Annotated in this window: 23 protein-coding genes; 11 read left to right on the top strand and 12 right to left on the bottom strand. The window is 65.1% G+C overall.

Going from position 1 to position 19114, the window contains the following annotated elements:
- Positions 1–2: 2 nt before the first annotated feature.
- Positions 3–1502 (top strand): tripartite tricarboxylate transporter permease, encoded by a 1500-nt coding sequence (locus AUL31_RS09290; protein ID WP_060604794.1) that lies wholly within the window; start codon positions 3–5, stop codon positions 1500–1502.
- A 39-nt stretch (positions 1503–1541) separates the two neighbouring features.
- Here the strand turns inward: AUL31_RS09290 and AUL31_RS09285 are convergent, their stop codons facing one another.
- The 5 genes from AUL31_RS09285 to AUL31_RS09265 form a co-directional block, all read right to left on the bottom strand.
- On the bottom strand, positions 1542–1850 hold the full coding sequence (locus tag AUL31_RS09285; RefSeq protein ID WP_060605393.1) for an HPr family phosphocarrier protein: 309 nt from the start codon (positions 1848–1850) through the stop codon (positions 1542–1544).
- 3 nt (positions 1851–1853) lie between these two features.
- A complete protein-coding gene (locus tag AUL31_RS09280; RefSeq protein ID WP_039188321.1) occupies positions 1854–2255 on the bottom strand; it encodes a PTS sugar transporter subunit IIA in 402 nt (133 codons plus the stop codon).
- Between the two features lie 192 nt (positions 2256–2447).
- Positions 2448–2885 carry an HPr kinase/phosphorylase gene (locus AUL31_RS09275; protein WP_060604791.1) on the bottom strand — a complete coding sequence of 146 codons (438 nt, stop codon included), beginning with the start codon at positions 2883–2885 and terminating at the stop codon, positions 2448–2450.
- Complete coding sequence (locus AUL31_RS09270) at positions 2882–4651, bottom strand: stimulus-sensing domain-containing protein (RefSeq protein WP_060604787.1); 1770 nt, start codon at positions 4649–4651, stop codon at positions 2882–2884. Before AUL31_RS09270 ends, AUL31_RS09275 begins: the two co-directional genes overlap by 4 nt.
- An 84-nt stretch (positions 4652–4735) precedes the next feature.
- Positions 4736–5437: a response regulator transcription factor gene (locus tag AUL31_RS09265; RefSeq protein WP_060604783.1), complete on the bottom strand. Its 702-nt coding sequence runs from the start codon at positions 5435–5437 to the stop codon at positions 4736–4738.
- Positions 5438–5851: 414 nt separating this feature from the next.
- On the opposite strand from AUL31_RS09265, the gene AUL31_RS09260 reads away from it, so the two are divergent.
- The 5 genes from AUL31_RS09260 (at position 5852) to AUL31_RS09240 (ending at position 9505) form a co-directional block, all read left to right on the top strand.
- Entirely contained in the window at positions 5852–7462 is a 1611-nt protein-coding gene (locus AUL31_RS09260; protein ID WP_060605390.1) for a phosphoenolpyruvate carboxykinase, read from the top strand.
- Between the two features lie 81 nt (positions 7463–7543).
- The gene (gene arfB, locus AUL31_RS09255; protein WP_060605385.1) at positions 7544–8026 is read left to right on the top strand and encodes an alternative ribosome rescue aminoacyl-tRNA hydrolase ArfB; all 483 of its coding nucleotides are present in this window, start codon (positions 7544–7546) and stop codon (positions 8024–8026) included.
- A gap of 88 nt (positions 8027–8114) precedes the next feature.
- The gene (gene msrB, locus AUL31_RS09250; RefSeq protein ID WP_060604780.1) at positions 8115–8609 is read left to right on the top strand and encodes a peptide-methionine (R)-S-oxide reductase MsrB; all 495 of its coding nucleotides are present in this window, start codon (positions 8115–8117) and stop codon (positions 8607–8609) included.
- 153 nt (positions 8610–8762) lie between these two features.
- Positions 8763–9218, top strand: a complete 456-nt coding sequence (locus AUL31_RS09245; RefSeq protein ID WP_060604777.1) for an Hsp20 family protein — start codon at positions 8763–8765, stop codon at positions 9216–9218.
- A gap of 32 nt (positions 9219–9250) precedes the next feature.
- Positions 9251–9505 (top strand): BQ00720 family protein, encoded by a 255-nt coding sequence (locus tag AUL31_RS09240; protein ID WP_060604774.1) that lies wholly within the window; start codon positions 9251–9253, stop codon positions 9503–9505.
- A gap of 19 nt (positions 9506–9524) precedes the next feature.
- Here the strand turns inward: AUL31_RS09240 and ptsN are convergent, their stop codons facing one another.
- The 6 genes from ptsN to lptC form a co-directional block, all read right to left on the bottom strand.
- Positions 9525–9980 carry a PTS IIA-like nitrogen regulatory protein PtsN gene (gene ptsN / locus AUL31_RS09235; protein WP_060604772.1) on the bottom strand — a complete coding sequence of 152 codons (456 nt, stop codon included), beginning with the start codon at positions 9978–9980 and terminating at the stop codon, positions 9525–9527.
- 246 nt (positions 9981–10226) lie between these two features.
- Positions 10227–10805, bottom strand: a complete 579-nt coding sequence (gene hpf, locus AUL31_RS09230) for a ribosome hibernation-promoting factor, HPF/YfiA family (RefSeq protein ID WP_060604769.1) — start codon at positions 10803–10805, stop codon at positions 10227–10229.
- 193 nt (positions 10806–10998) lie between these two features.
- Positions 10999–12381: an RNA polymerase factor sigma-54 gene (rpoN, locus tag AUL31_RS09225; protein ID WP_306302611.1), complete on the bottom strand. Its 1383-nt coding sequence runs from the start codon at positions 12379–12381 to the stop codon at positions 10999–11001.
- A gap of 111 nt (positions 12382–12492) precedes the next feature.
- Complete coding sequence (gene lptB, locus AUL31_RS09220) at positions 12493–13275, bottom strand: LPS export ABC transporter ATP-binding protein (protein ID WP_060604763.1); 783 nt, start codon at positions 13273–13275, stop codon at positions 12493–12495.
- A complete protein-coding gene (locus tag AUL31_RS09215) occupies positions 13272–13874 on the bottom strand; it encodes an LptA/OstA family protein (protein ID WP_060604760.1) in 603 nt (200 codons plus the stop codon). Before AUL31_RS09215 ends, lptB begins: the two co-directional genes overlap by 4 nt.
- Positions 13875–13879: 5 nt before the next feature.
- Positions 13880–14572: an LPS export ABC transporter periplasmic protein LptC gene (lptC, locus tag AUL31_RS09210; protein ID WP_060604757.1), complete on the bottom strand. Its 693-nt coding sequence runs from the start codon at positions 14570–14572 to the stop codon at positions 13880–13882.
- 183 nt (positions 14573–14755) lie between these two features.
- Here lptC and sppA point away from each other — a divergent pair, with 183 nt between their 5' ends.
- The 3 genes from sppA to AUL31_RS09195 all read left to right on the top strand — a co-directional run bounded on the left by sppA (position 14756) and on the right by AUL31_RS09195 (position 16565).
- Complete coding sequence (sppA, locus tag AUL31_RS09205; RefSeq protein WP_082646891.1) at positions 14756–15703, top strand: signal peptide peptidase SppA; 948 nt, start codon at positions 14756–14758, stop codon at positions 15701–15703.
- Between the two features lie 81 nt (positions 15704–15784).
- Entirely contained in the window at positions 15785–16066 is a 282-nt protein-coding gene (locus tag AUL31_RS09200; protein ID WP_039188343.1) for an integration host factor subunit beta, read from the top strand.
- 106 nt (positions 16067–16172) lie between these two features.
- Entirely contained in the window at positions 16173–16565 is a 393-nt protein-coding gene (locus AUL31_RS09195) for a lipopolysaccharide assembly protein LapA domain-containing protein (protein ID WP_060604751.1), read from the top strand.
- A 7-nt stretch (positions 16566–16572) separates the two neighbouring features.
- Here AUL31_RS09195 and AUL31_RS09190 read toward each other — a convergent pair whose 3' ends face one another.
- Entirely contained in the window at positions 16573–17022 is a 450-nt protein-coding gene (locus tag AUL31_RS09190; RefSeq protein ID WP_060604746.1) for a CoxG family protein, read from the bottom strand.
- 107 nt (positions 17023–17129) lie between these two features.
- Here AUL31_RS09190 and AUL31_RS09185 point away from each other — a divergent pair, with 107 nt between their 5' ends.
- Together AUL31_RS09185 and AUL31_RS09180 are read left to right on the top strand one after the other, a co-directional pair.
- Positions 17130–18245 carry a class I SAM-dependent methyltransferase gene (locus AUL31_RS09185; RefSeq protein WP_060605382.1) on the top strand — a complete coding sequence of 372 codons (1116 nt, stop codon included), beginning with the start codon at positions 17130–17132 and terminating at the stop codon, positions 18243–18245.
- Entirely contained in the window at positions 18242–19111 is an 870-nt protein-coding gene (locus AUL31_RS09180) for a TrmH family RNA methyltransferase (RefSeq protein WP_060604737.1), read from the top strand. Before AUL31_RS09185 ends, AUL31_RS09180 begins: the two co-directional genes overlap by 4 nt.
- Positions 19112–19114 lie beyond the last annotated feature (3 nt).

The following is a 19114-nucleotide window of genomic DNA, read 5'->3' as shown; positions in this document are numbered from 1 at the left end:
CCATGATGATTATCGAACAGGCGGCGGCCCTCGTCTTCCAGCCCTACGTTCTGGGCGTGATCCTGCTGTCGGCCATCTTCGGCATGTTCGTCGGTGCCATCCCCGGCCTGACGGCCACCATGGCGACCGCCCTGCTGGTGCCGCTGACCTTTTTCATGGAGCCGGTGCCGGCCATCGCCGCCATCGTGACGGCGACGGCCATGGCCATCTTTGCCGGCGATATACCGGCCGCGATGCTGCGCATGCCCGGAACGCCGGCCAACGCCGCCTATGTCGAAGACGCCTACCGCATGACCATCAGCGGACGGGGCGACGATGCGCTCGGCGCGGCGCTCGTCTTTTCGGCCATCGGCGGCCTGTTCGGGTCGATCGTCCTGATGACGCTGTCGCCGGTGCTGGCCGAGATCGCACTGAAATTCAGCTCCGAGGAATATTTCTTCCTTGTTCTCCTGGGGCTGTCCTGTGCCGTGTTCGTGTCGCCCGGCTCGCCGACGCGCGGCCTGATTTCGCTGCTCATCGGCCTGTTCTTCGCCACCATCGGCATCGACAACCCTTCCGGAGAGCCGCGCTTTGCCTTTGGCAACGTCGAATTGATGGCGGGTATCCAGTTCATTCCGGCCATGATCGGCCTGTTCGCCGTGTCCGAGGTGCTACGCACCGTAACCTCGACGACGCCGCGCGGCGCCGTACCGAAAATGGACGGCGGCGGCATCTTCAAGTCGCAGTGGAAGAACCTGAAGACCTATCCGGTGCAGGCGGCGCGCGGCAGCGTAACGGGCACGGCGCTCGGCATTCTGCCGGGAGCCGGCGCGGACATCGCCGCGTGGATTTCCTATGCGATCTCGAAGCGCTTTTCCAAGCATAAGGAACTGTTTGGGAAGGGCCATGTCGAGGGTCTGGTGGAGGCCGGCTCGGCGAACAATTCGTCCGTCAGCGGCGCCTGGATCCCGGCTCTGGTGTTCGGCATTCCGGGCGATTCCATCACCGCCATCGTGATCGGCGTCCTGTATGTGAAGGGCATCAACCCCGGCCCTGCGATCTTCATCAACGATCCGTCGTCGATCTACGCGATCTTCATCGTCTTCCTGATCGCCAACATCATCATGCTGCCTTTGGGCTGGCTGGCGATCCGAGGCGCGCGGCCCATCCTGTCGATCCCGCCGGCGATGCTGATGCCGATGATCCTGATGTTCTGCATCGTCGGGGCATTCGCCATCAACAACTCCATGGCCGGCATCGTCATGATGCTGTTCTTCGGGCTGCTCGGCTTCTTCATGGAAGAGAACGACATTCCCATCGCCCCGGCCATCCTTGGCCTGGTGCTCGGACCCATGCTGGAGCAGAACTTCATCTCCTCGATGATCAAGGCGGACGGCAACCCGATGGGCTTCTTCGAGCGGCCGATCGCGGCCGGGCTCGGCGTCTTCACCATTCTGGTGTGGCTGTTGCCGCTAATTCTTCTGGCCTGGCGTCATGCGCGCCGGCCTGCGCGGGCAGCCTGACGGGAAAGGCTTACAGGGGGCCGAACGCTGCCTGTGGACTCAACAGTCCTCGCCGAAGCGATTGGCGACGAGTTCGGCAATCGCCTCGATGGCGCCCTCGGCTTCCGGCCCGGTGGCCGTCACCTGGATCGTGCTGCCCTGGCTGGCCGCCAGCATCATCAGGCCCATGATGGATCGCCCGCCAACCGAAAAGCCGTCGCGGCTGATGGTCAGTTCGGCGTCGAAGCCTTCCGCGGTCTGGACGAATTTGGCGGAAGCGCGCGCATGCAGCCCGCGCTTGTTGATGATGGACAGGGTCCTCGATGTTGCGATTGCGGCCGGGCCCGGTTGCGTCACAGCATCGACCATCATCTATTTCCCTGCGAGAATGCGGCTTGCGACCGCTATGTACTTGCGGCCGGCCTCCTGCGCCTCGACGAGCGCGGCTTCCATGGGGCGGTTTTCGCGGACACGGGCAAGCTTGATCAGCATCGGCAGGTTGACGCCGGCCAGGACGTCGACGTTCCCCTCATCCATCACGGAGATGGCCAGGTTGGACGGCGTGCCGCCGAACATGTCGGTCAAGATGATGACGCCATCGCCCTTCTCGGCGGCGCGCACGGCGGCGACGATGTCCTCTCGGCGCTGCTCCATGTCGTCGTCCGGTCCGATCGATACCGTCTCGAAAGCCTCCTGTGGACCTACGACATGCTCCACAGCGGCCTTGAACTCCTTGGCGAGTTGGCCGTGGGTAACGAGAACCAGTCCGATCATGCCTGTCGATAGTCTCCACGCTTGCGCAATTGTGAGGCAGCCTTCGATTGTGCGCCTGCTTCCTGCGGGCTGCAAGATGCCGGACGACAACAGATGGAATTATTCGAGATTACAACGAGAATTGATGCAAACCAGTGTTTTCCGGGCGTTCGCAGCGCCGAACGGGCGTCGCGCTTTGTGTGCAGTGCAACCTTAGGTAGTAGTCGAGCCCAGAACTTCGAGGATGATTTCCGCGCCAAGCGTCGCCTCACGGCTGTGCAGGTGCACCTGGCGAATCGACAGGCCGCATAATTCGGTGGTGGGTTGGTCCGGCAGGCGAGGGGGCTCCGGCGACAGGGATACGACCAGGAATATCTCCGCCTCACGCAGGTTCGCCTGCGCGACGATGCCGACGCCGGAAATCTCCAGAAGGCCCGCAATGGCCGCTGGCGACGCGCCGACCAGCCGGTCCCCGTCCCGTCGCAGCAGAACCTGATCGTCGGCCACCAGGGCGGCCTGCCGACCTTCGCGACGGGCGAGACGAATGAGGCAGAGGGCCAGCGCCGATTTGCCGGACCGGGCCGCCCCGAGGATCAGGACACCCCGACCGTCGATGGAGACAAGCCCCGCATGCCGGTTGCCGACGCTCATACGGCCGGCAGCGAGATGATGAAGCGGGCCCCGGCAACGCCTCCCGGTGCATTGTCGGCCCGGATGTTCTCGGCGGTCAGCGTACCGGCATGCGCCTCGACGATCTGCCGGCTGATGGAAAGGCCCAGCCCGGAATTCTGGCCGAAGGCCTCGCCCGCCGGCCTGTCGGTGTAGAAGCGCTCGAAGATGCGCTCGATCTTTTCCGCCTGTATGCCCGGCCCGTTATCTTCCACGGTCAGGATCACCCGCGTTCGGGATCGCTTCAGCCGCACGCTGACGCGGCCACCCGGCTCGGCCGCAAACGACCGCGCATTATCGATGAGGTTGGTCAGAACCTGGCTGAGGCGCAGATCGTGGCCGGCCACGGCAAAGCCCTTGATGCCCTGCGGGGGCGGTTCCACGGCCAGGTCGATGGCGACATCGCGCCCGTCGCGGCTGTGCGAGCGCGCGCCGTCCACCACGGATGCCGCCAGCCTGTCCATATGCACCGTATCCGACAGTTCGCGCGCAAGCTCGGCGTCGAGGCGCGATGCGTCGGATATGTCGGTAATCAGCCTGTCGAGCCGCTTCACGTCGTGCTGGATGACGGCCAAAAGGCGTTGCCGCGAGTCTTCGTTGCGCGCCAGCGGCCATGTTTCCACCGCGCTGCGCAGGGAGGTCAGCGGGTTCTTCAATTCGTGGCTGACATCGGCGGCGAAGGATTCGATGGCGTCCATGCGCGCATAAAGCGCGTTCGTCATGTCGCGCAGCGAAGTCGCAAGATGCCCGACCTCGTCGGCGCGGTCGCCGAAATCGGGGATTTCCTCGCGGGCATTGACCGAGCGCCGCACGCGCACCGCCGCAGCCGACAGCCGGCGCAGCGGCGTGGCTATGGTGGAGGCGAGGAAGATCGACAGGAAAATCGTCACCGACGCGGCAACGGCGAAGGTGCGCACGATGGCCATGCGCTCGGCCTGCACGATCTTGTCGATGTCGCCGCCCTGCGTCGACAGCAGCAATACGCCCAGCACGGCGCGGAAACGCTGGATCGGCACGGCGACGGACACGATCAACTCGCCGTTCTCGGTGGAGCGCACCACGGTCGAGGGGCCGCCCGTCAAGGCGCTGAGCACTTCCGGATAGGTGCTGCCGGACCCACCGGGCGTCTCGTGATAGATGGGCAGGCTGGAATTGCGGAACAGCTTGCCGACTTCGTCGCCCAGCCATTCGGCGGCGCCGCGTTCGGCCGGCTCTACCGGCGGCAGGTTGTACCGCAGGATCTGCCCGCGCGAATAAAGGTGCCGCGAGTCGAGGATCAGGTTGGTGTCGCGGTCGTAGATGCGGGCGCGTGTTCGGGTGGGGGAGATCAGGCGACGCAGCAGCGGCGCAACCCGTTCGGGGTTGATCGGAAAATCGAGGCTGTCCGACAGGTCCATGCCCGGCGTCAGCGTGGCGCCGGCCTGCAGTTCCAGGAGGCGCTCCGGATCGAGCGAGATCGAATTGGTTTCGACCGTTGCCGACGAGGCGATGGCGCTGGCGATGATCTCGCCCTGCGTGAGCAGGCTTTCAACCCGCGCGTCGATCAGCCCCGCCCGGAACTGGTTGAGATAGAGGATGCCGGATACCAGGACCAGCAGGGCAACCAGGTTCAGGAAGATGATGCGGCGCGTCAGCGACGAGAAGATCGTATGGCCGAGCACCCAGCGGAAGCGCAGAAGCGCGCGACGCACGAGGGGCACCCGCCGCCACCGTGCGCGACGGGCGGACCTGCGGGGCTCTTCGCGCATGTCCGTCGTTGATACCAAGGCACAATTCCTGTTTCTTGTCCGTGCCTTAGCACCCGCGCGTCAAATGCGCGACAGCAAACTTCGTCAAATTTCGCGGAAGCGGTAGCCGACGCCGTAGAGCGTTTCGATCATGTCGAAGTCGTCGTCGATGGCCTTGAACTTCTTGCGCAGCCGCTTGATGTGGCTGTCGATGGTGCGGTCGTCGACATAGACCTGCTCGTCATAGGCCGCATCCATCAGGGCATCGCGGCTTTTGACGACGCCCGGCCGCTGCGCCAGCGAATGCAGGATCAGGAATTCGGTGACGGTGAGCGTGACCGGCTTGCCCATCCAGGTGCAGGTGTGGCGCTCCTGGTCCATGACGAGCTGGCCGCGCTCCAGCGATGCCTCAGGGTTGGCGCCCGGCTTCGCCGTTGCGTCACGCGGGGCGCCGCGCCGAAGGATCGCCTTGACGCGCTCGACAAGAAGACGCTGGGAAAACGGTTTGCGGATGTAATCGTCGGCGCCCATCTTGAGGCCGAACAGTTCATCGATCTCCTCATCCTTGGACGTCAGGAAGATGACGGGCAGATCGGACTTCTGGCGAAGACGCCGCAGCAGCTCCATGCCGTCCATGCGCGGCATCTTGATATCGAAGATCGCCAGATGCGGCGGCCTGGCCTGAAGACCCTCCAGCGCCGACGCCCCGTCCGTATAGGTTTCGACGCGGTAGCCTTCGCTCTCGAGCGCGATCGAAACCGACGTCAGGATATTCCGGTCGTCGTCGACCAGTGCGATGGTGGGCATGTGCGAAGAATCTCCTAAAACCGCGGTTGCCTGCATATCTGGCGGGCAATTGTGGCATTTCTACCACAATTGCCGCCGAGGACGCCAGCGGTCTGCCTGGCGCGGACCCGGACGTGCTTTCGACGGCCAGCGACCGAACATCCCCTGTCTATCCTGCTGCCCTGCGGACAGGCAGTTCGACACAAACCGGTGATTAAATAATAGCCGCCCCTCGAACGCGTCTTGAGAAGAATAAAACGATTTAAATCATGTGACAAATTTTTTAAACGATTGAATTACTGTCGGTCGATAGTAACCCTTTAAAAATGCCTTGCTGTTTCTGTTTCAGACACGTATTTGCCGATGCAGAGGCTGGGGCGTTGCCCTGGCCGGGGCCGCCTGCGCGGCCTCGCAACTTTGCGGAGCGACATGACGATGGAAGAAATCGGGCAGAGAAATCCGGCCAGCGGCATCGAGACGACCGGTCTTTCCGGCCTGGCCTCCGTGCGCTGGAACCTGACCGAAGCCGATCTGGTCGAGGCCGCCATCCGCCGTGGCGAGGGCCGGCTTACCGCCCATGGCGCCTTCCTGGCCACGACAGGTCAGCACACCGGACGCTCGCCCAAGGACAAATATGTCGTGCGCGACGGCGAGTCCGATGCACGCGTCTGGTGGGACAACAACAACGCGATGGAGCCCGCCGCGTTCGAGCAGCTCTACGCCGACTTCAAGGCCCATGCCGAAGGGCGCGACCTGTTCGTGCAGGATCTCGTCGGCGGCGCCGACAAGGACTATGCGCTCAACACGCGCGTCGTCACCGAATTCGCCTGGCACTCGCTGTTCATCCGCAACCTGCTTATCCGTCCGAACGCCGAGGAACTGGCCCGCTTCGTGCCGGACCTGACCATCATCGACCTGCCGTCCTTCCGCGCCGACCCGGCCAAATACGGGGTCCGCTCCGAGACGGTCATCGCCTGCGACCTGACCCGCAAGATCATCCTGATCGGCGGCACGGCCTATGCCGGCGAGATGAAGAAATCCGTCTTCACGGTGCTCAACTATCTTCTGCCCGAAAAGCACGTGATGCCCATGCACTGCTCGGCCAATGTCGGCGCGCATGGCGATGTGGCCGTTTTCTTCGGCCTGTCCGGCACCGGCAAGACGACGCTGTCGGCCGATCCGCACCGCACGCTGATCGGCGATGACGAGCATGGATGGGGCGAGCATGGCGTCTTCAATTTCGAAGGCGGCTGCTATGCCAAGACGATCCGCCTGTCGGCCGAGGCCGAACCCGAGATTTTCTCCACCACGCGTCGCTTCGGCACGGTGCTGGAAAATGTCGTGCTGGACGACCGTCGCGTGCCCGACTTCGACGATGGCAGCCTGACCGAAAACACCCGTGCCGCCTATCCGCTGCACTATATCGCCAATGCCAGCGAAACGGGGCGTGCCGGCCATCCGCGAAACATCGTCATGCTGACGGCGGATGCCTTCGGCGTGTTGCCTCCCATTGCCCGGCTGACGCCGGCCGAGGCGATGTACCATTTCCTGTCCGGCTATACGGCAAAGGTGGCTGGCACGGAGCGCGGCGTGACCGAGCCGGAGGCGACTTTCTCCACCTGCTTCGGCGCGCCCTTCATGCCGCGCCATCCTTCGGAATACGGCAATCTGCTGCGCGATCTGATCGCCGAGCATCAGGTGGACTGCTGGCTGGTGTCCACCGGCTGGACGGGCGGCGCCTATGGCACCGGCAAGCGGATGCCGATTCGCGTGACGCGTACGCTGCTTGCCAGCGCGCTTGACGGCTCGCTCCGCAATGTCGAGTTCCGCACCGATCCGAATTTCGGCTTCGAGGTGCCGGTGGCCGTTCCCGGCATCGAGGACGCCATCCTCGACCCCCGCGAGACCTGGACAGACAAGGCGGCCTACGACGCGCAGGCACGGCGCCTGTCCGAGATGTTCCGCAAGAACTTCCAGAAGTTCGAGGCGCATGTGGATGCCGATGTGCTGAAGGCCGCACCCAGCATCGCGCTGGCAGCCGAGTAGGCCGCCCGCCAAAGGCACCGTCGAAACTGGATTTGCCCGCTGCACGCCTTGCGTGCGGCGGGCATTTTCGTGGATACAGACATGCCACGGCTGGCGGAGGATGGTTCGATTTCTGACGATCGCGACGACAACAGGCCGGGAGGCGACCTTGCCGTTTCGCGCCGTGTGGTCATACCCGCAGCCGAGCTGGAAGAAAGTTTCATCCGGGCCGGCGGACCGGGCGGGCAGAACGTCAACAAGGTGGCGACCGCCGTGCAGCTTCGGTTTCTTGCGGCGGCATCCTCGGTCCTGTCGGATGATGTGAAGGCGCGGCTGCACAAGCTTGCGGGGCAACGGGGCACGAAGGACGGCGACGTTCTCATCGAGGCATCGCGCTTCCGCCTGCAGGAGCGCAACAGGCAGGACGCGCGCGAGCGGCTGGCGGAGCTCGTTCGGCAGGCCCTGGTGCCGCCGCCGCCGCCACGGCGCAAGACGAAGCCCTCCAAAGGCGCGATCGAGCGTCGCCTGAAGGAGAAGAAGGGTCGTTCGGGCATCAAGCGCATGCGTGGCCGCGTCGACGATTGATGATCGCGAAAGCGTGTTCCCCTTTGCCATCCAAATGCCCCGATCCATATCAGGATAAGCGTGTGCAACACTTTGGGGAGCCAAGGCCATGATCGGCCGTCGAACGTTTCTGGCGGGCGGGGCCGTCGCCCTCGGCGCCGCCATGACCGGCATTGCATTCCGTACGGGCGCGCAGGAGGCGAGCTATCCCGTCACCATGACGGACGCCGAATGGCGCCAGAAGCTGAGCGCGGATCAGTATGCGGTCCTGCGCCAGGAGGCGACGGAGCGGCCCTATTCCAGCCCGCTCAACAGCCAGAAGCGGCGCGGTATCTATCGCTGCGCCGGGTGCGACAGCGATGTCTACACCTCGTCCACGAAGTATGATTCCGGCACCGGCTGGCCGAGCTTCTACGAGGCGGTCGACGGTGCGGTCGCCACCAGGTCGGACTACAAGCTCGTGGTGCCGCGAACCGAGGTGCACTGCGCCACCTGTGGCGGGCATCTGGGGCACGTGTTCGATGACGGGCCGCCGCCCACCGGCAAGCGCCATTGCATCAATGGGGTGGCGCTTACCTTCTCGGCCGGTACGCGGCTGGGATGAGGGGTTAACCATTCATTCATTCTGCGGGCTCATCGTGATCCAACGGGGATGTTGAAGAGCCCGGGTAAGGTTGCCATATATCTGCAGAAGGGATGGGAGTGCCGCTCTTGGGCTCTCATCCACAAAGTCGCTTGATACAAGGACTTGTCGCAGATGAGCAGGATGACTCCGTTCTCTAACCCTCTTTTGCTCGGCTTCGACAGCGTCGAGCGGACGCTCGAGCGCCTGCAGAAGAGCGGTGACGGATATCCGCCCTATAACATCGAACGCATCCACGCGGGTGCCGGAGATGATCGCATCCAGACGGATGCAGGGGGCGGCGATACGGTCATCCGGATCACGCTGGCCGTCGCCGGTTTCGGACCCGGCGACCTCGATATAACGACCGAGGAAAACCAGCTTACGATCCGCGGCTCGCAGGCCGACCAGAAGGACCGCGACTTCCTCTATCGGGGTATCGCCTCCCGTCAGTTCCAGAGGAGCTTCCTCTTTGCCGACGGTATGCGGATCCTCGGGGCGGAGCTTCGCAACGGTCTTCTTTCGATCGACCTGGCAAGGCCGAAACCCGAGCGTGTCGTCAAGAAAATCGACATCGTCGTCGCCGACTGACGATCTCGTACCTGCTCGAAGGAGGAGCCAACATGACCAATGTCCATTCCGGCCCTTACACCGACAGCGAACTGGCTGCCTTGGGCGAGGGACACCTCGCATATCTTCGCCGCATGTCCTCCGATGACATCCGCGCGAAGTTCCCGTCCGCTCAGTCGATCCGTCCGGGGTTGAACCTGTGGGCGCTCTTCTCGGCCGATGGAACGCCACTCGCCGTGTCTGACGATCGTGGCAGCATCCTGGCCAGCGCCAGCGAGAACGAGCTTCTGACCGTCAGCCTGCACTGATGGGCTGCCCTGGAGCCTGTCAGGCGGATACGCCGCCTGACAGCATCAACCCGTAAATGCCCTGGCGGTCGTCGGCGCCCCGCAGTGCCGCGACCGTGTCCGGGTTGCGCAGCATCCGCGCCACGCGCGACAGCGCCTTCAGGTGATCGGCCCCGGCTTCTTCCGGGGCAAGCAGCAGAAAGAACAGATCGACCGGCTCGTCGTCCAGCGCCTCGAAATCGACGGGCCTCGGCGCGCGGCCGAATACGCCGACCATCCGATCCAGATGGCGCATCTTGCCGTGAGGAATGGCGATCCCGTTGCCCACGCCCGTCGAGCCGAGTTTCTCCCGCCTGACCACCGCCTCGAAGATCTCGCGCTCGTCCAGACCGCTCAGTCCGGCCGCACGTTCGGACAGTTCCTGCAGGATCTGCTTCTTGGAGTGTCCCCTCAGCGCCGGGATGATGGCATCCTGAGTGATGAAATCGAGCGGCATGGGCAGGGTTCGAGCTTTCTGTTCCGGGCATGGGCGGAGCGCGGCATGCGTCCCCGTCGCAGAGCGGGCATGCTGTAGAACAAAGCGCGGACAATTGGAACCGGAGATTACCACCCGCCCCGCGACCGCGCCTGTCCTGAAGACGAGGGTGGGGCAGTATCACGGCCCTTCAAGCCGTTCGGGCGCCGGATCGCCCGAATGTGAAAAAAGGCCCCCGCACCGAAGCGGGCGGGGGCCTCGTCGCTGTCAGGCGCGGTCGCGCAGCGTGGATGGGTCCACCCAGCCGACATTGCCGTCCGAACGGCGGTAGACGATGTTAATTTCGCCGCTGCCGGCATTCTTGAACACCACCACCGGGCTATCGCGGCGGTCGAGCTCCATCACCGCGCCGGCCACCGAAAAGATGCCGACGGGGAAGGACGTCTCGGCCACGATCGCCGGGGCGTAGTCCTCCGGAATGTCGTCGTCTTCGTCGGGGATCGGTGCGAAGACGGAATAGGCGACGTCCGAACTCTTGCCGTTCAGCCCCGCCTTATGGTCCTTGAGACGCCGTTTGTAGCGGCGCAGGCGCTTTTCGATGCGCTCGCAAGCCTCCTGGAAACTGTTTTCTGGATCATGCGCCATTCCGGCGGCCTGGAAGGTTACGCCCGTGTCGAGGCGCAGGGAGCAATCGGTGTTGTAGCGTGACGACTCCTTGGACAGGACGACGGAACCCGAATAGTTGCCGTCGAAATATTTCGCGACCTGTTCCTTGAGCCGGTCTTCGATCCGGGTCCGAAACGATTCACCGACATCCATGTGCCGGCCCGATACGCGAATTGTCATTCCTTTTCCCTTCCCTTGTATGTGTGCGGAGCGTGTCCCGACACCGTCGAAGCAGCCCGCAGCACAGGAGCGTAATCCCAATGCAGGCAGGAGCAAGCGAAACTTGGCGCTGCCTGCCGGGACAGCCGCCACAGCAACGCACGAGGATGGGGCCGCGTTGCGGCACAAGGCACAATCGAAAGTGATCGATAATTCAGGAGGCGCAGCGCCTGGCGTTCAGTTCGCGGCGCCGCTGGATGGACGATGAGAGGCCGAGCGCCTCACGATACTTGGCCACGGTGCGCCGGGCCAGGTCGATGCCGTCATCCTTGAGCTTCAATGCGATATCGTCGTCCGACAGGACGTTGCCCACCGTCTCGGCCGCGATCAGCCGCTGGATGCGCAGCTTGACGCTTTCGGCCGAATGCGCATCGCCGCCATCCGTGGCGGCGATGGCGACCGTGAAAAAGAACTTCAACTCGAAGGTGCCACGCGGGGTCGCCATGAATTTGTTGGCGGTCACGCGGCTGACCGTGGATTCGTGCAACGAAACCGCCTCGGCCACCGATGCAAGCGTCATCGGGCGCAGGCCCTGCACGCCGCGCTTCAGGAACTCTTCCTGCCGGCGGACGATTTCCGCCGTTACCTTGAGGATCGTCCGGGCGCGCTGGTCCAGCGAGCGGATCAGCCAGCCGGCCGAGTTCTGGCACTGTGCCAGGTACTCCTTCTCACCCGTCGACGCCGCACGCGAAACGATGTCGCTGTAGTCGTTGTGTACAATCAGGCGGGGCAGGGCGCGGCCGTTCAGCCGTATGCGCCATCCGGACCCGCCATCGGACGACACGAAGACATCGGGCACGATGCTGTGGATCGTCCGATCGCCGAACTGCTGGCCAGGCTTCGGGTTCAGCCGGCGGATTTCTGAAAGCGCTTCCATCAAGCCGTCCTCGTCTTCGCCCGTCAGGCGGCGCAGGGCGGCAAAGTCGCGCTTTGCCAACAGATCGAGGTGAGACAGGATGCCGGCCATGACCGGGTCCATCCGGCCCTGCCGGGAAAGCTGGATCGACAGGCACTCGGCAAGGCTTGCCGCAAACAGTCCGGCCGGCTCGATCGCCCGTCGGATGCGGTCCAGGCAATCGACCACCTGTGCCGGCGGGCAGCCGAGGGAGGCCGCGATATCCTCGGCGGGGGTGCGCATGTAACCGGCTTCGTCGAGATGCATGGCGAGCGTCTCGCCGATCGCCCTGTCGCCGGGCGGCAGTATATCGCACAGTTCCGCCATCACATGGCCGAGCAGGCCGGGCCTGTCGTCGGCAATGTCTTCCATCGTCGGCGGGGCGCCGACGTGGAATTCCGGCCCATGCCCGCGCCGCGGCCCGCCGGCATCGTCATCGCCCTCGCGCGGGGCAGCAGGCGCCTGCGGCAGCGCGGATGCCCCCCGCTCTGCCGATGGGATCATTTCCAGAAGGGGGTTCTGCTCGATCTCACGCTCGATGAAGCCCTGCAGCTCCAGCGCCCCGAACTGCAGCAGCCGGATCGACTGGAGCAGCTGGGGGGTCATCACCAGAGACTGGCTCTGGCGGACCTGAAGCTTCATGGACAGGTTCATGCGCTATCGATCGCTGCAGGATGAGGGACGGCTAGAGGAAACTGGTCCGCATCTTGCATGTCAAGCTTGTCCGCGCGTGTCACAGCCGCACAGCATCAATTAGTAGGTGAATTGCTCGCCCAGATAGATACGCCTGACGTCGGAATTCGCGACGATTTCGTCCGGGCGGCCATGGGTCAGCACCGCGCCGGCATGCATGATGTAGGCGCGGTCGATGAGCCCGAGCGTTTCCCGCACGTTGTGATCGGTGATCAGTACGCCGATTCCGCGCCGCGTGAGATGGCGCACCAGCTCCTGGATATCGGAGACGGCGATGGGGTCGACGCCGGCGAAGGGCTCGTCGAGCAGCATGAAGCTTGGCCGGGAGGCAAGGGCGCGTGCAATCTCGCAGCGCCGCCGCTCGCCGCCGGACAGGGCGGTGGCGGGTTGCTTGCGCAGGTGGGCGATGCCGAATTCCTCGAGAAGCGCGGTGAGCTGCCGCTCCCGCTCCTTGCGGTCGGGCTCGACCACCTCCAGCACGGCGCGGACGTTTTCCTCGACCGTCAGCCCCCGGAAGATCGACGCTTCCTGCGGCAGGTAGCCGATGCCCAGGCGCGCCCGCCGGTACATCGGCACCCGCGTGATGTCGTGGCCATCGAGCTCTATGCGGCCGCTGTCCACCGGCACGAGGCCGGTGATCATGTAGAAACAGGTCGTCTTGCCGGCGCCGTTGGGGCCGAGCAGGCCGACGGCCTCGCCACGCCGCACGCCGACTTCCACGCCATCCACGACGCGTCGTCCACGATAGGTCTTGGTGATGCCGCGCGCCACGAGTGTGCCGGCAGGATAGGCCTTGCCAGCGGTGGCCGTCCGCGCCGCCGCTTCATCCGTCACTATGGTCATCCGTTCGGCTGGCTCCCGGGCGACAGCAGCATGCGCACGCGGCCGCCACCGCCGGCCGGCGCCCCACCACCGCAGTTCTGGCTTTGCAACTGCGCCACGCTGGTTTCCATGTTGATCGTCAGCCGGCAGCCCGTGGCCACGTTGGGACCCTGCGTCAGCACCACATCGCCCGTCATGACGACGACCTGCGTGCTCATGTCGAAATCGGCGCGATTGGACGTGGCGACCTGGTCGGCCGACTTGACGTAGACATTGCCCTCGGCTTCCAGGCGCTCGATATCGCTGGAGTTGCCGGGCATGTTGCCTGCCGGGGCCGGCTGTGCGCCCTCCTGGCCCTCGGCGTTGCGCACATAATGGACGATCAGCCGCGCCGTACGCAGGAGAGTCTCTCCCTGGACGACTTCGACATCCCCCGAGAAGGTGGCCACGGACTGCGCATCGTCGACGTCGAGCTGGTTCGATTCGATCGTGATCGGCTGGTCTCCCTGTACCTGGAGGCCGCCGAAGCTGTTGCCGAATCCTCCGGCCTGCTGGGCAACTGCAAGGCCGGGGGCCAGAAGCAGGGCGCCCGTCAGGCAGGCTCGAACAAGGTTATTCATCAGATCTACTCGCCGTTGGCTGCCCGTTGATCGCCATCCGTCGCCGGGTGCAGCGTCAGCTTTACCCGATCCCCGAAGGTCAACCTGTTTCCACTATTCTGGATTGTGACGTTGCCAGACTGCAAGGTCTGATTGGGAGTTTGGATAACGACCGGACCGCGACCTTCGAGCCGACCGTCGTTGAGGACGATGTCGGCGCTCGTCAGATTGATGGTCACGTCGTTGGACGTGCGGACGCTGATATTGTCGTAGAGGCGCAATGTCTCGGCCTGCGGGTCGTACCGGCCTGCGGCCGCGACGATATCGGCGGTCGTCTCCGGGTCCAGCGTCAGGTTGGCGTTGATCTCTTCCAGGTCGACCGAGCCGGTCCGATCGAGCGCCTGCATGGCGCGGCGCGCGACGACGGTGAAGGGGCGGTCGTTCTTGTCCTTGCCGGACATGCGCGGATCTTCCATCACCAGGCGCCCATCCTGGATGGATGTCGCCGCGACGGCGATGTCGACGGGTACGGAGCGCGCCAGCCACGTTGCGAAAAGGCCTGCCGCCACGATGCCCACCGCGACGATGGGCAGGGTGATGCGCAGTATGCGCACGCGGCGCGTGTTGCGATGGGCGCGGCGGAAATCCGCAGCCGAGCGCGCGCCCGCGCCAAGGGCGATCGTGTCGTCGGCGGCTCGCTGCGGCCTCTTGCCTTCCATCGTACCTGTTCCGATCGTGAAACCCGGCAATCACGCACTGTGTATGCCTGCATCGGCGCGTTACGACGCATATGCGGCTTTTGAGTGATAATTGGAAGGTGTCGCACGGGATTTTGGGACGACTTGGCAATCTTCCCGCAACGCGTTATCCCGCCTGCCAGCAACAAGCCGGGATGAATGGCCATGAGCGCACAGGACTGGATCGACAGGCGCCGCCTGCGCCGCAAGCTGGGCTTCTGGCGGCTGGCGGCCATCCTGCTGCTCATTGCGGGGCTGCTGGCCATTCCCTTTTTGATGACGGGCGGCACCGATGCGCTGCGCGGGCCCGAGATCGCCTCCGTCAAGATATCGGGTGTCATCACCGAGGATGACGAGCGGCTGGCGCTGCTGGAAGATCTGGCCGACAACCCGCGCGTGCGCGCCGTGATCCTGAAGGTGAATTCGCCCGGCGGAACCACCGTCGGCGGCGAGACGCTCTATCATGCAGTCCGACGGCTGGCCGAGGCCAAACCCGTCGTGGCCGAGATCGGCACGCTGGGTGCCTCGGCCGCCTACATGGTGTCGCTCGGGGCCGACCGGATCGTTGCGCATGATTCGTCGATCGTGGGCTCCATCGGGGTGATCTTTCAGTATGCGGACGCATCGCGCCTCCTGGACACGATCGGACTGCGGGTCGACGCCGTGCGCTCCGCGCCTTTGAAAGCCGAGCCATCGCCCTTCGCGCCGGCCCCGCCGGAGGCGTTGGACATGATCCGACGGCTCGTATCGTCGAGCTTCGACTGGTTCGTCGGGCTTGTCGTCGAACGACGGCCGCTGGACGAGCCGGCGGTGCGCCGCCTGGCGGACGGGTCGATCTTCACCGGCCTGCAGGGGCTGCAGAACGGACTGGTCGACGCCCTGGGCGGCGAGGCTGAATCGCGGCGTTGGCTGGAACAGGAGCGGGGCGTAGAACCGGGGCTGGACATCGTCGAGCACGAGCCGCAGCGCAAGGGCCGCTACGGCTTCCTCAGAAGTGCGACCTTTTCGCTTCTGGGGCTTGACCCGGCCGCCTCCAGCCTTCAGGACGCGCTCTTCGGAACGGGCGCTCGCCTTGACGGTCTCCTGTCCCTCTGGCAGCCTCCCACCGGCTGACCATTGCGTGGCAAGGGGCCAGGGTCGTCCCAAGCCGATCGGTTGGCCCTCCGGGCCGGTTCCAACGAGGATTGAAGTTTCGTGATCAAGTCCGAACTCGTGCAGATCATCGCAAGCCGGAACCCGCACCTTTACCAGCGGGACGTGGAAACGATCGTCAATGCGATCTTCGACGAGATCACCGATGCGCTATGCCAGTCCAACCGCGTCGAATTGCGCGGTTTCGGGGCATTTTCGGTGAAGAACCGCCCGCCGCGCGCCGGCCGCAACCCACGCACGGGCGAGGCTGTCGACGTCGAGGAAAAGTGGGTACCGTTCTTCAAGGCAGGCAAGGAACTGCGCGAGCGCCTCAACGGCGAGTAAGCCACCGGCGGCGGATTGACGCCGACGCGGCGGGCATTACCTACCGCGCCAGGGCAGGGCGGTCATACACCCGGCCAGCGGATCGATCCAGGGGACCAAGACAGGCATGTTGTCCAAGCTTCTGACACTTCTCATCGGGCTGCCGCTCGCCGTGCTGCTCATCGTCTTTTGCGTGGTCAACCGCCAGCCGACGACGATCAGCCTCGACATGTTCGGAACGACGCCGTCCCTGTCGCTGACACTGCCGCTCTTCGTGCTGCTGCTCCTGTGCGTCATCGCCGGCCTGCTGCTCGGCGGCGTCGGCACCTGGCTCACCCAATCCCATTACCGGGCCAAGTCGGCCCGTCGCCGCCGCGAGATCGAGGGCCTCAAGCACGAGGTCGAGGTGTCGCAGGAGCGTTTGCGCCGGCTGCGCGAAGAGCGCGACCGGGATTTGTCGGCAGGTCCGGCGCTTGCCGCCCCGACCGGGCAGCAGGCCATCGCGGCTTCGCAGCCCTGACCGCCGGTCAGACCTTGCCCTCTTCGATACGCGCCTGAAAACTTTGGAAGAAGCGCTCCGCCAGCTTGCGACCGGCCTTTTCGATCCATGCCTGGCCGAATTCGGCAAGCTTGCCGCCGGCTGCCGCTTCCGCACGATAGGCAAGCTGCGTTCCGCCGTCGGCGTCGGACAGGTGCACATAGGCACGCCCCGTTGCAGCGCCGGCGATGCCGCGGCCTTCTCCGTTGAGGACATATTGTTCGGCCGGGACGACATCCGACAGGCGGATCGTGCCATGGAACCGCACCTTGGCGATGGACACCTTCACCGCGACGGTGGCCTCCAGAAGGTCCGGCCCCACCCATTGCAGATGCTCGCAGGCGTGGATGCAATCCTTGAGGACGTCAGGGTCGTTGAGCCCCTGCCAGACGCGCTGCCGTTCCAGTGGCAGCCATACCTCGCCCTCGATCTTCATCATGCACGCTCCCGGTCATCGGCGTCCTCTTGATAGGGATGCCGGGCTGGCGCTTCAAGCAAGAGCTGGGGAATTCCGCTGGCGCCGAAAATGCTCTACAGCACCTTCCCATGAAGAAACCACATGACAGACGGGCCGGTGGCGCAACCGGCCGCAAGGCCGAGCGGCACGAGGGCAAGGCGCGGCCGCAGGCTGCGCCGCAGCGTGTACAGGCGCGCACGCCCCGCCCGCCCGAGCCGGAGGCCGGGCCGCGTCTCAGCGCTGCGGAAAAGGGCGAGGAGGCGCGCGCCGCGCGGCCGCCGCTGCGCTATCCGGAAGGGCCGCTTCCGGCGCTGTCCATGCCGGTCATACTGACGGTGGAGCCCACCGAAGAATACGCCCTGATCGATTCCGGCAATGGCGAAAAGCTGGAGCGCTATGGATCGCTGACCCTGCGCCGGCCGGAAAACCAGGCCATCTGGCGGCCGCGCCTTGCGTCCAGGGCCTGGGATGGCGCCGATGCAGCCTTTACCGGCGACACGGACGAGGAGGGCATGGGCCGCTGGCGCTTCGCGGCCGGCGACCTGACCGAGACCTGGCCGATGACGCAGGATGGGCTGCCCTATTGGGGCCGCTTCACCTCGTTCCGGCATGTCGGAGTGTTTCCCGAGCAGGCGGCGCACTGGCGCTTCGTCACCGATGTGATCGGCCGTGCCGGCCGCCCCGTGCGGCTTCTGAACCTGTTCGGCTATACGGGCGTCGCTTCGCTGCTGGCGGCGCGGGCCGGCGCCGAGGTCACGCATGTCGACGCCTCGCGAAAGGCCATCGGCTGGGCCCGCGAGAACCAGACCCAGGCGGGCCTCGACGACCGGCCCATCCGCTGGATCTGCGAAGATGCCGTGCGCTACGCCGAGCGCGAGGCGCGGCGCGGCTCGACCTATGACATCATCCTTCTCGATCCGCCGAAATTCGGCCGCGGCCCCAAGGGCGAGGTCTGGCAGCTCTTCGAGGATCTGCCCTATCTTCTGTCGCTGATGCGTACGCTGATGTCGGCCAACCCGCTGGCTCTCGTGCTGACGGCCTATTCCATCCGGGCGTCGTTCTATTCGCTCGCCGCCTTGATGGCCGATCATTGCCGGGGCCTTGGCGGCCGGATCGAATCCGGCGAGCTCGTCATCAGGGAGGCGGGGGAAGAGCCGCGCCTCCTGTCCACCTCCCTTTACTCCAGATGGGTAGCCGCAGAATGAACGATGGCAGGACAGAGCCGCGACGCCCGCTTTCCGCGCCGGGCCGGGTCAAGGAAGTCACCAGCGTCTCCAACCCGATCGTCAAGAGCATCCGCAACCTTGCCATGCGCAAGACCCGCGAGGAGACGGGCCTGTTCATGGCCGAAGGGCTGAAGCTGGTTTTCGATGCGCTCGAGGCCGGCTGGAAGATCGATACGCTGATCGTGTCCCGCAACCAGCTAGCCGACAGCCCGCATCTGACGCGGGCCGCCGCACGGACGGTCGCTGCCGGCGCCGACGTGCTGGAGGCCTCCGACAAGGTGCTGGCCGCCATCTCGCGCCGCGACAACCCGCAACCGGCCATCGGCGTGTTCCGGCAGCATCTGGCCGAATTGCCGTCGCTGGACCTCGGCAAAGACGGGCTCGTCGTCGCGCTGGACAGGGTGCGCGACCCCGGCAACCTCGGCACCATCCTGCGCACCGCCGATGCGGCGGGCGTCAAGGGTGTCGTGCTGATCGGCGATACGGTCGATCCGTTCTCGCTGGAGGCAGTCCGCGCCACGATGGGCTCGATCTTCTCGGTGCCCGTGGTCCGCATGGGCGAAGCCGCCTTCCTGAAATGGCGCGCCGGCTTCAAGGGCCTGGTGGCCGGCACCCACATGGACGGCACGGTCGATTACCGCAAGCCGGATTACGCGGCGCGGCCAAGCGTCCTTCTGATGGGCAACGAGCAGGCGGGGCTGTCGGATGCGCTTGCCGCCGCCTGCGACGTGCTGGTGCGGATACCGCAGGTCGGCAAGGCGGACAGCCTCAACCTTGCCATCGCCACCGGCCTGATGATCTTCGAGGCGCGACGGCCTCTCCTGACACTCGGTTCGGATGGATGATGA

It is taken from the genome of Aureimonas altamirensis, assembly GCF_001463885.1.
Lineage (GTDB): Bacteria > Pseudomonadota > Alphaproteobacteria > Rhizobiales > Rhizobiaceae > Aureimonas > Aureimonas altamirensis.
The sequence above is the reverse complement of the archived record's forward strand: the minus strand, read 5'-3'. Positions and strand labels throughout refer to the sequence as shown.

What these genes read in the sequence shown, in the direction of transcription:
- AUL31_RS09290 (WP_060604794.1), top strand. Translation starts at nt 3, where the DNA reads ATGATGATTATCGAACAGGCGGCGGCCCTCGTCTTCCAGCCCTACGTT.
- AUL31_RS09285 (WP_060605393.1), bottom strand. Translation starts at nt 1,850, where the DNA reads ATGGTCGATGCTGTGACGCAACCGGGCCCGGCCGCAATCGCAACATCG.
- AUL31_RS09280 (WP_039188321.1), bottom strand. Translation starts at nt 2,255, where the DNA reads ATGATCGGACTGGTTCTCGTTACCCACGGCCAACTCGCCAAGGAGTTC.
- AUL31_RS09275 (WP_060604791.1), bottom strand. Translation starts at nt 2,885, where the DNA reads ATGAGCGTCGGCAACCGGCATGCGGGGCTTGTCTCCATCGACGGTCGG.
- AUL31_RS09270 (WP_060604787.1), bottom strand. Translation starts at nt 4,651, where the DNA reads ATGCGCGAAGAGCCCCGCAGGTCCGCCCGTCGCGCACGGTGGCGGCGG.
- AUL31_RS09265 (WP_060604783.1), bottom strand. Translation starts at nt 5,437, where the DNA reads ATGCCCACCATCGCACTGGTCGACGACGACCGGAATATCCTGACGTCG.
- AUL31_RS09260 (WP_060605390.1), top strand. Translation starts at nt 5,852, where the DNA reads ATGGAAGAAATCGGGCAGAGAAATCCGGCCAGCGGCATCGAGACGACC.
- arfB (WP_060605385.1), top strand. Translation starts at nt 7,544, where the DNA reads ATGCCACGGCTGGCGGAGGATGGTTCGATTTCTGACGATCGCGACGAC.
- msrB (WP_060604780.1), top strand. Translation starts at nt 8,115, where the DNA reads ATGATCGGCCGTCGAACGTTTCTGGCGGGCGGGGCCGTCGCCCTCGGC.
- AUL31_RS09245 (WP_060604777.1), top strand. Translation starts at nt 8,763, where the DNA reads ATGAGCAGGATGACTCCGTTCTCTAACCCTCTTTTGCTCGGCTTCGAC.
- AUL31_RS09240 (WP_060604774.1), top strand. Translation starts at nt 9,251, where the DNA reads ATGACCAATGTCCATTCCGGCCCTTACACCGACAGCGAACTGGCTGCC.
- ptsN (WP_060604772.1), bottom strand. Translation starts at nt 9,980, where the DNA reads ATGCCGCTCGATTTCATCACTCAGGATGCCATCATCCCGGCGCTGAGG.
- hpf (WP_060604769.1), bottom strand. Translation starts at nt 10,805, where the DNA reads ATGACAATTCGCGTATCGGGCCGGCACATGGATGTCGGTGAATCGTTT.
- rpoN (WP_306302611.1), bottom strand. Translation starts at nt 12,381, where the DNA reads ATGAAGCTTCAGGTCCGCCAGAGCCAGTCTCTGGTGATGACCCCCCAG.
- lptB (WP_060604763.1), bottom strand. Translation starts at nt 13,275, where the DNA reads ATGACCATAGTGACGGATGAAGCGGCGGCGCGGACGGCCACCGCTGGC.
- AUL31_RS09215 (WP_060604760.1), bottom strand. Translation starts at nt 13,874, where the DNA reads ATGAATAACCTTGTTCGAGCCTGCCTGACGGGCGCCCTGCTTCTGGCC.
- lptC (WP_060604757.1), bottom strand. Translation starts at nt 14,572, where the DNA reads ATGGAAGGCAAGAGGCCGCAGCGAGCCGCCGACGACACGATCGCCCTT.
- sppA (WP_082646891.1), top strand. Translation starts at nt 14,756, where the DNA reads ATGAGCGCACAGGACTGGATCGACAGGCGCCGCCTGCGCCGCAAGCTG.
- AUL31_RS09195 (WP_060604751.1), top strand. Translation starts at nt 16,173, where the DNA reads ATGTTGTCCAAGCTTCTGACACTTCTCATCGGGCTGCCGCTCGCCGTG.
- AUL31_RS09190 (WP_060604746.1), bottom strand. Translation starts at nt 17,022, where the DNA reads ATGATGAAGATCGAGGGCGAGGTATGGCTGCCACTGGAACGGCAGCGC.
- AUL31_RS09185 (WP_060605382.1), top strand. Translation starts at nt 17,130, where the DNA reads ATGAAGAAACCACATGACAGACGGGCCGGTGGCGCAACCGGCCGCAAG.
- AUL31_RS09180 (WP_060604737.1), top strand. Translation starts at nt 18,242, where the DNA reads ATGAACGATGGCAGGACAGAGCCGCGACGCCCGCTTTCCGCGCCGGGC.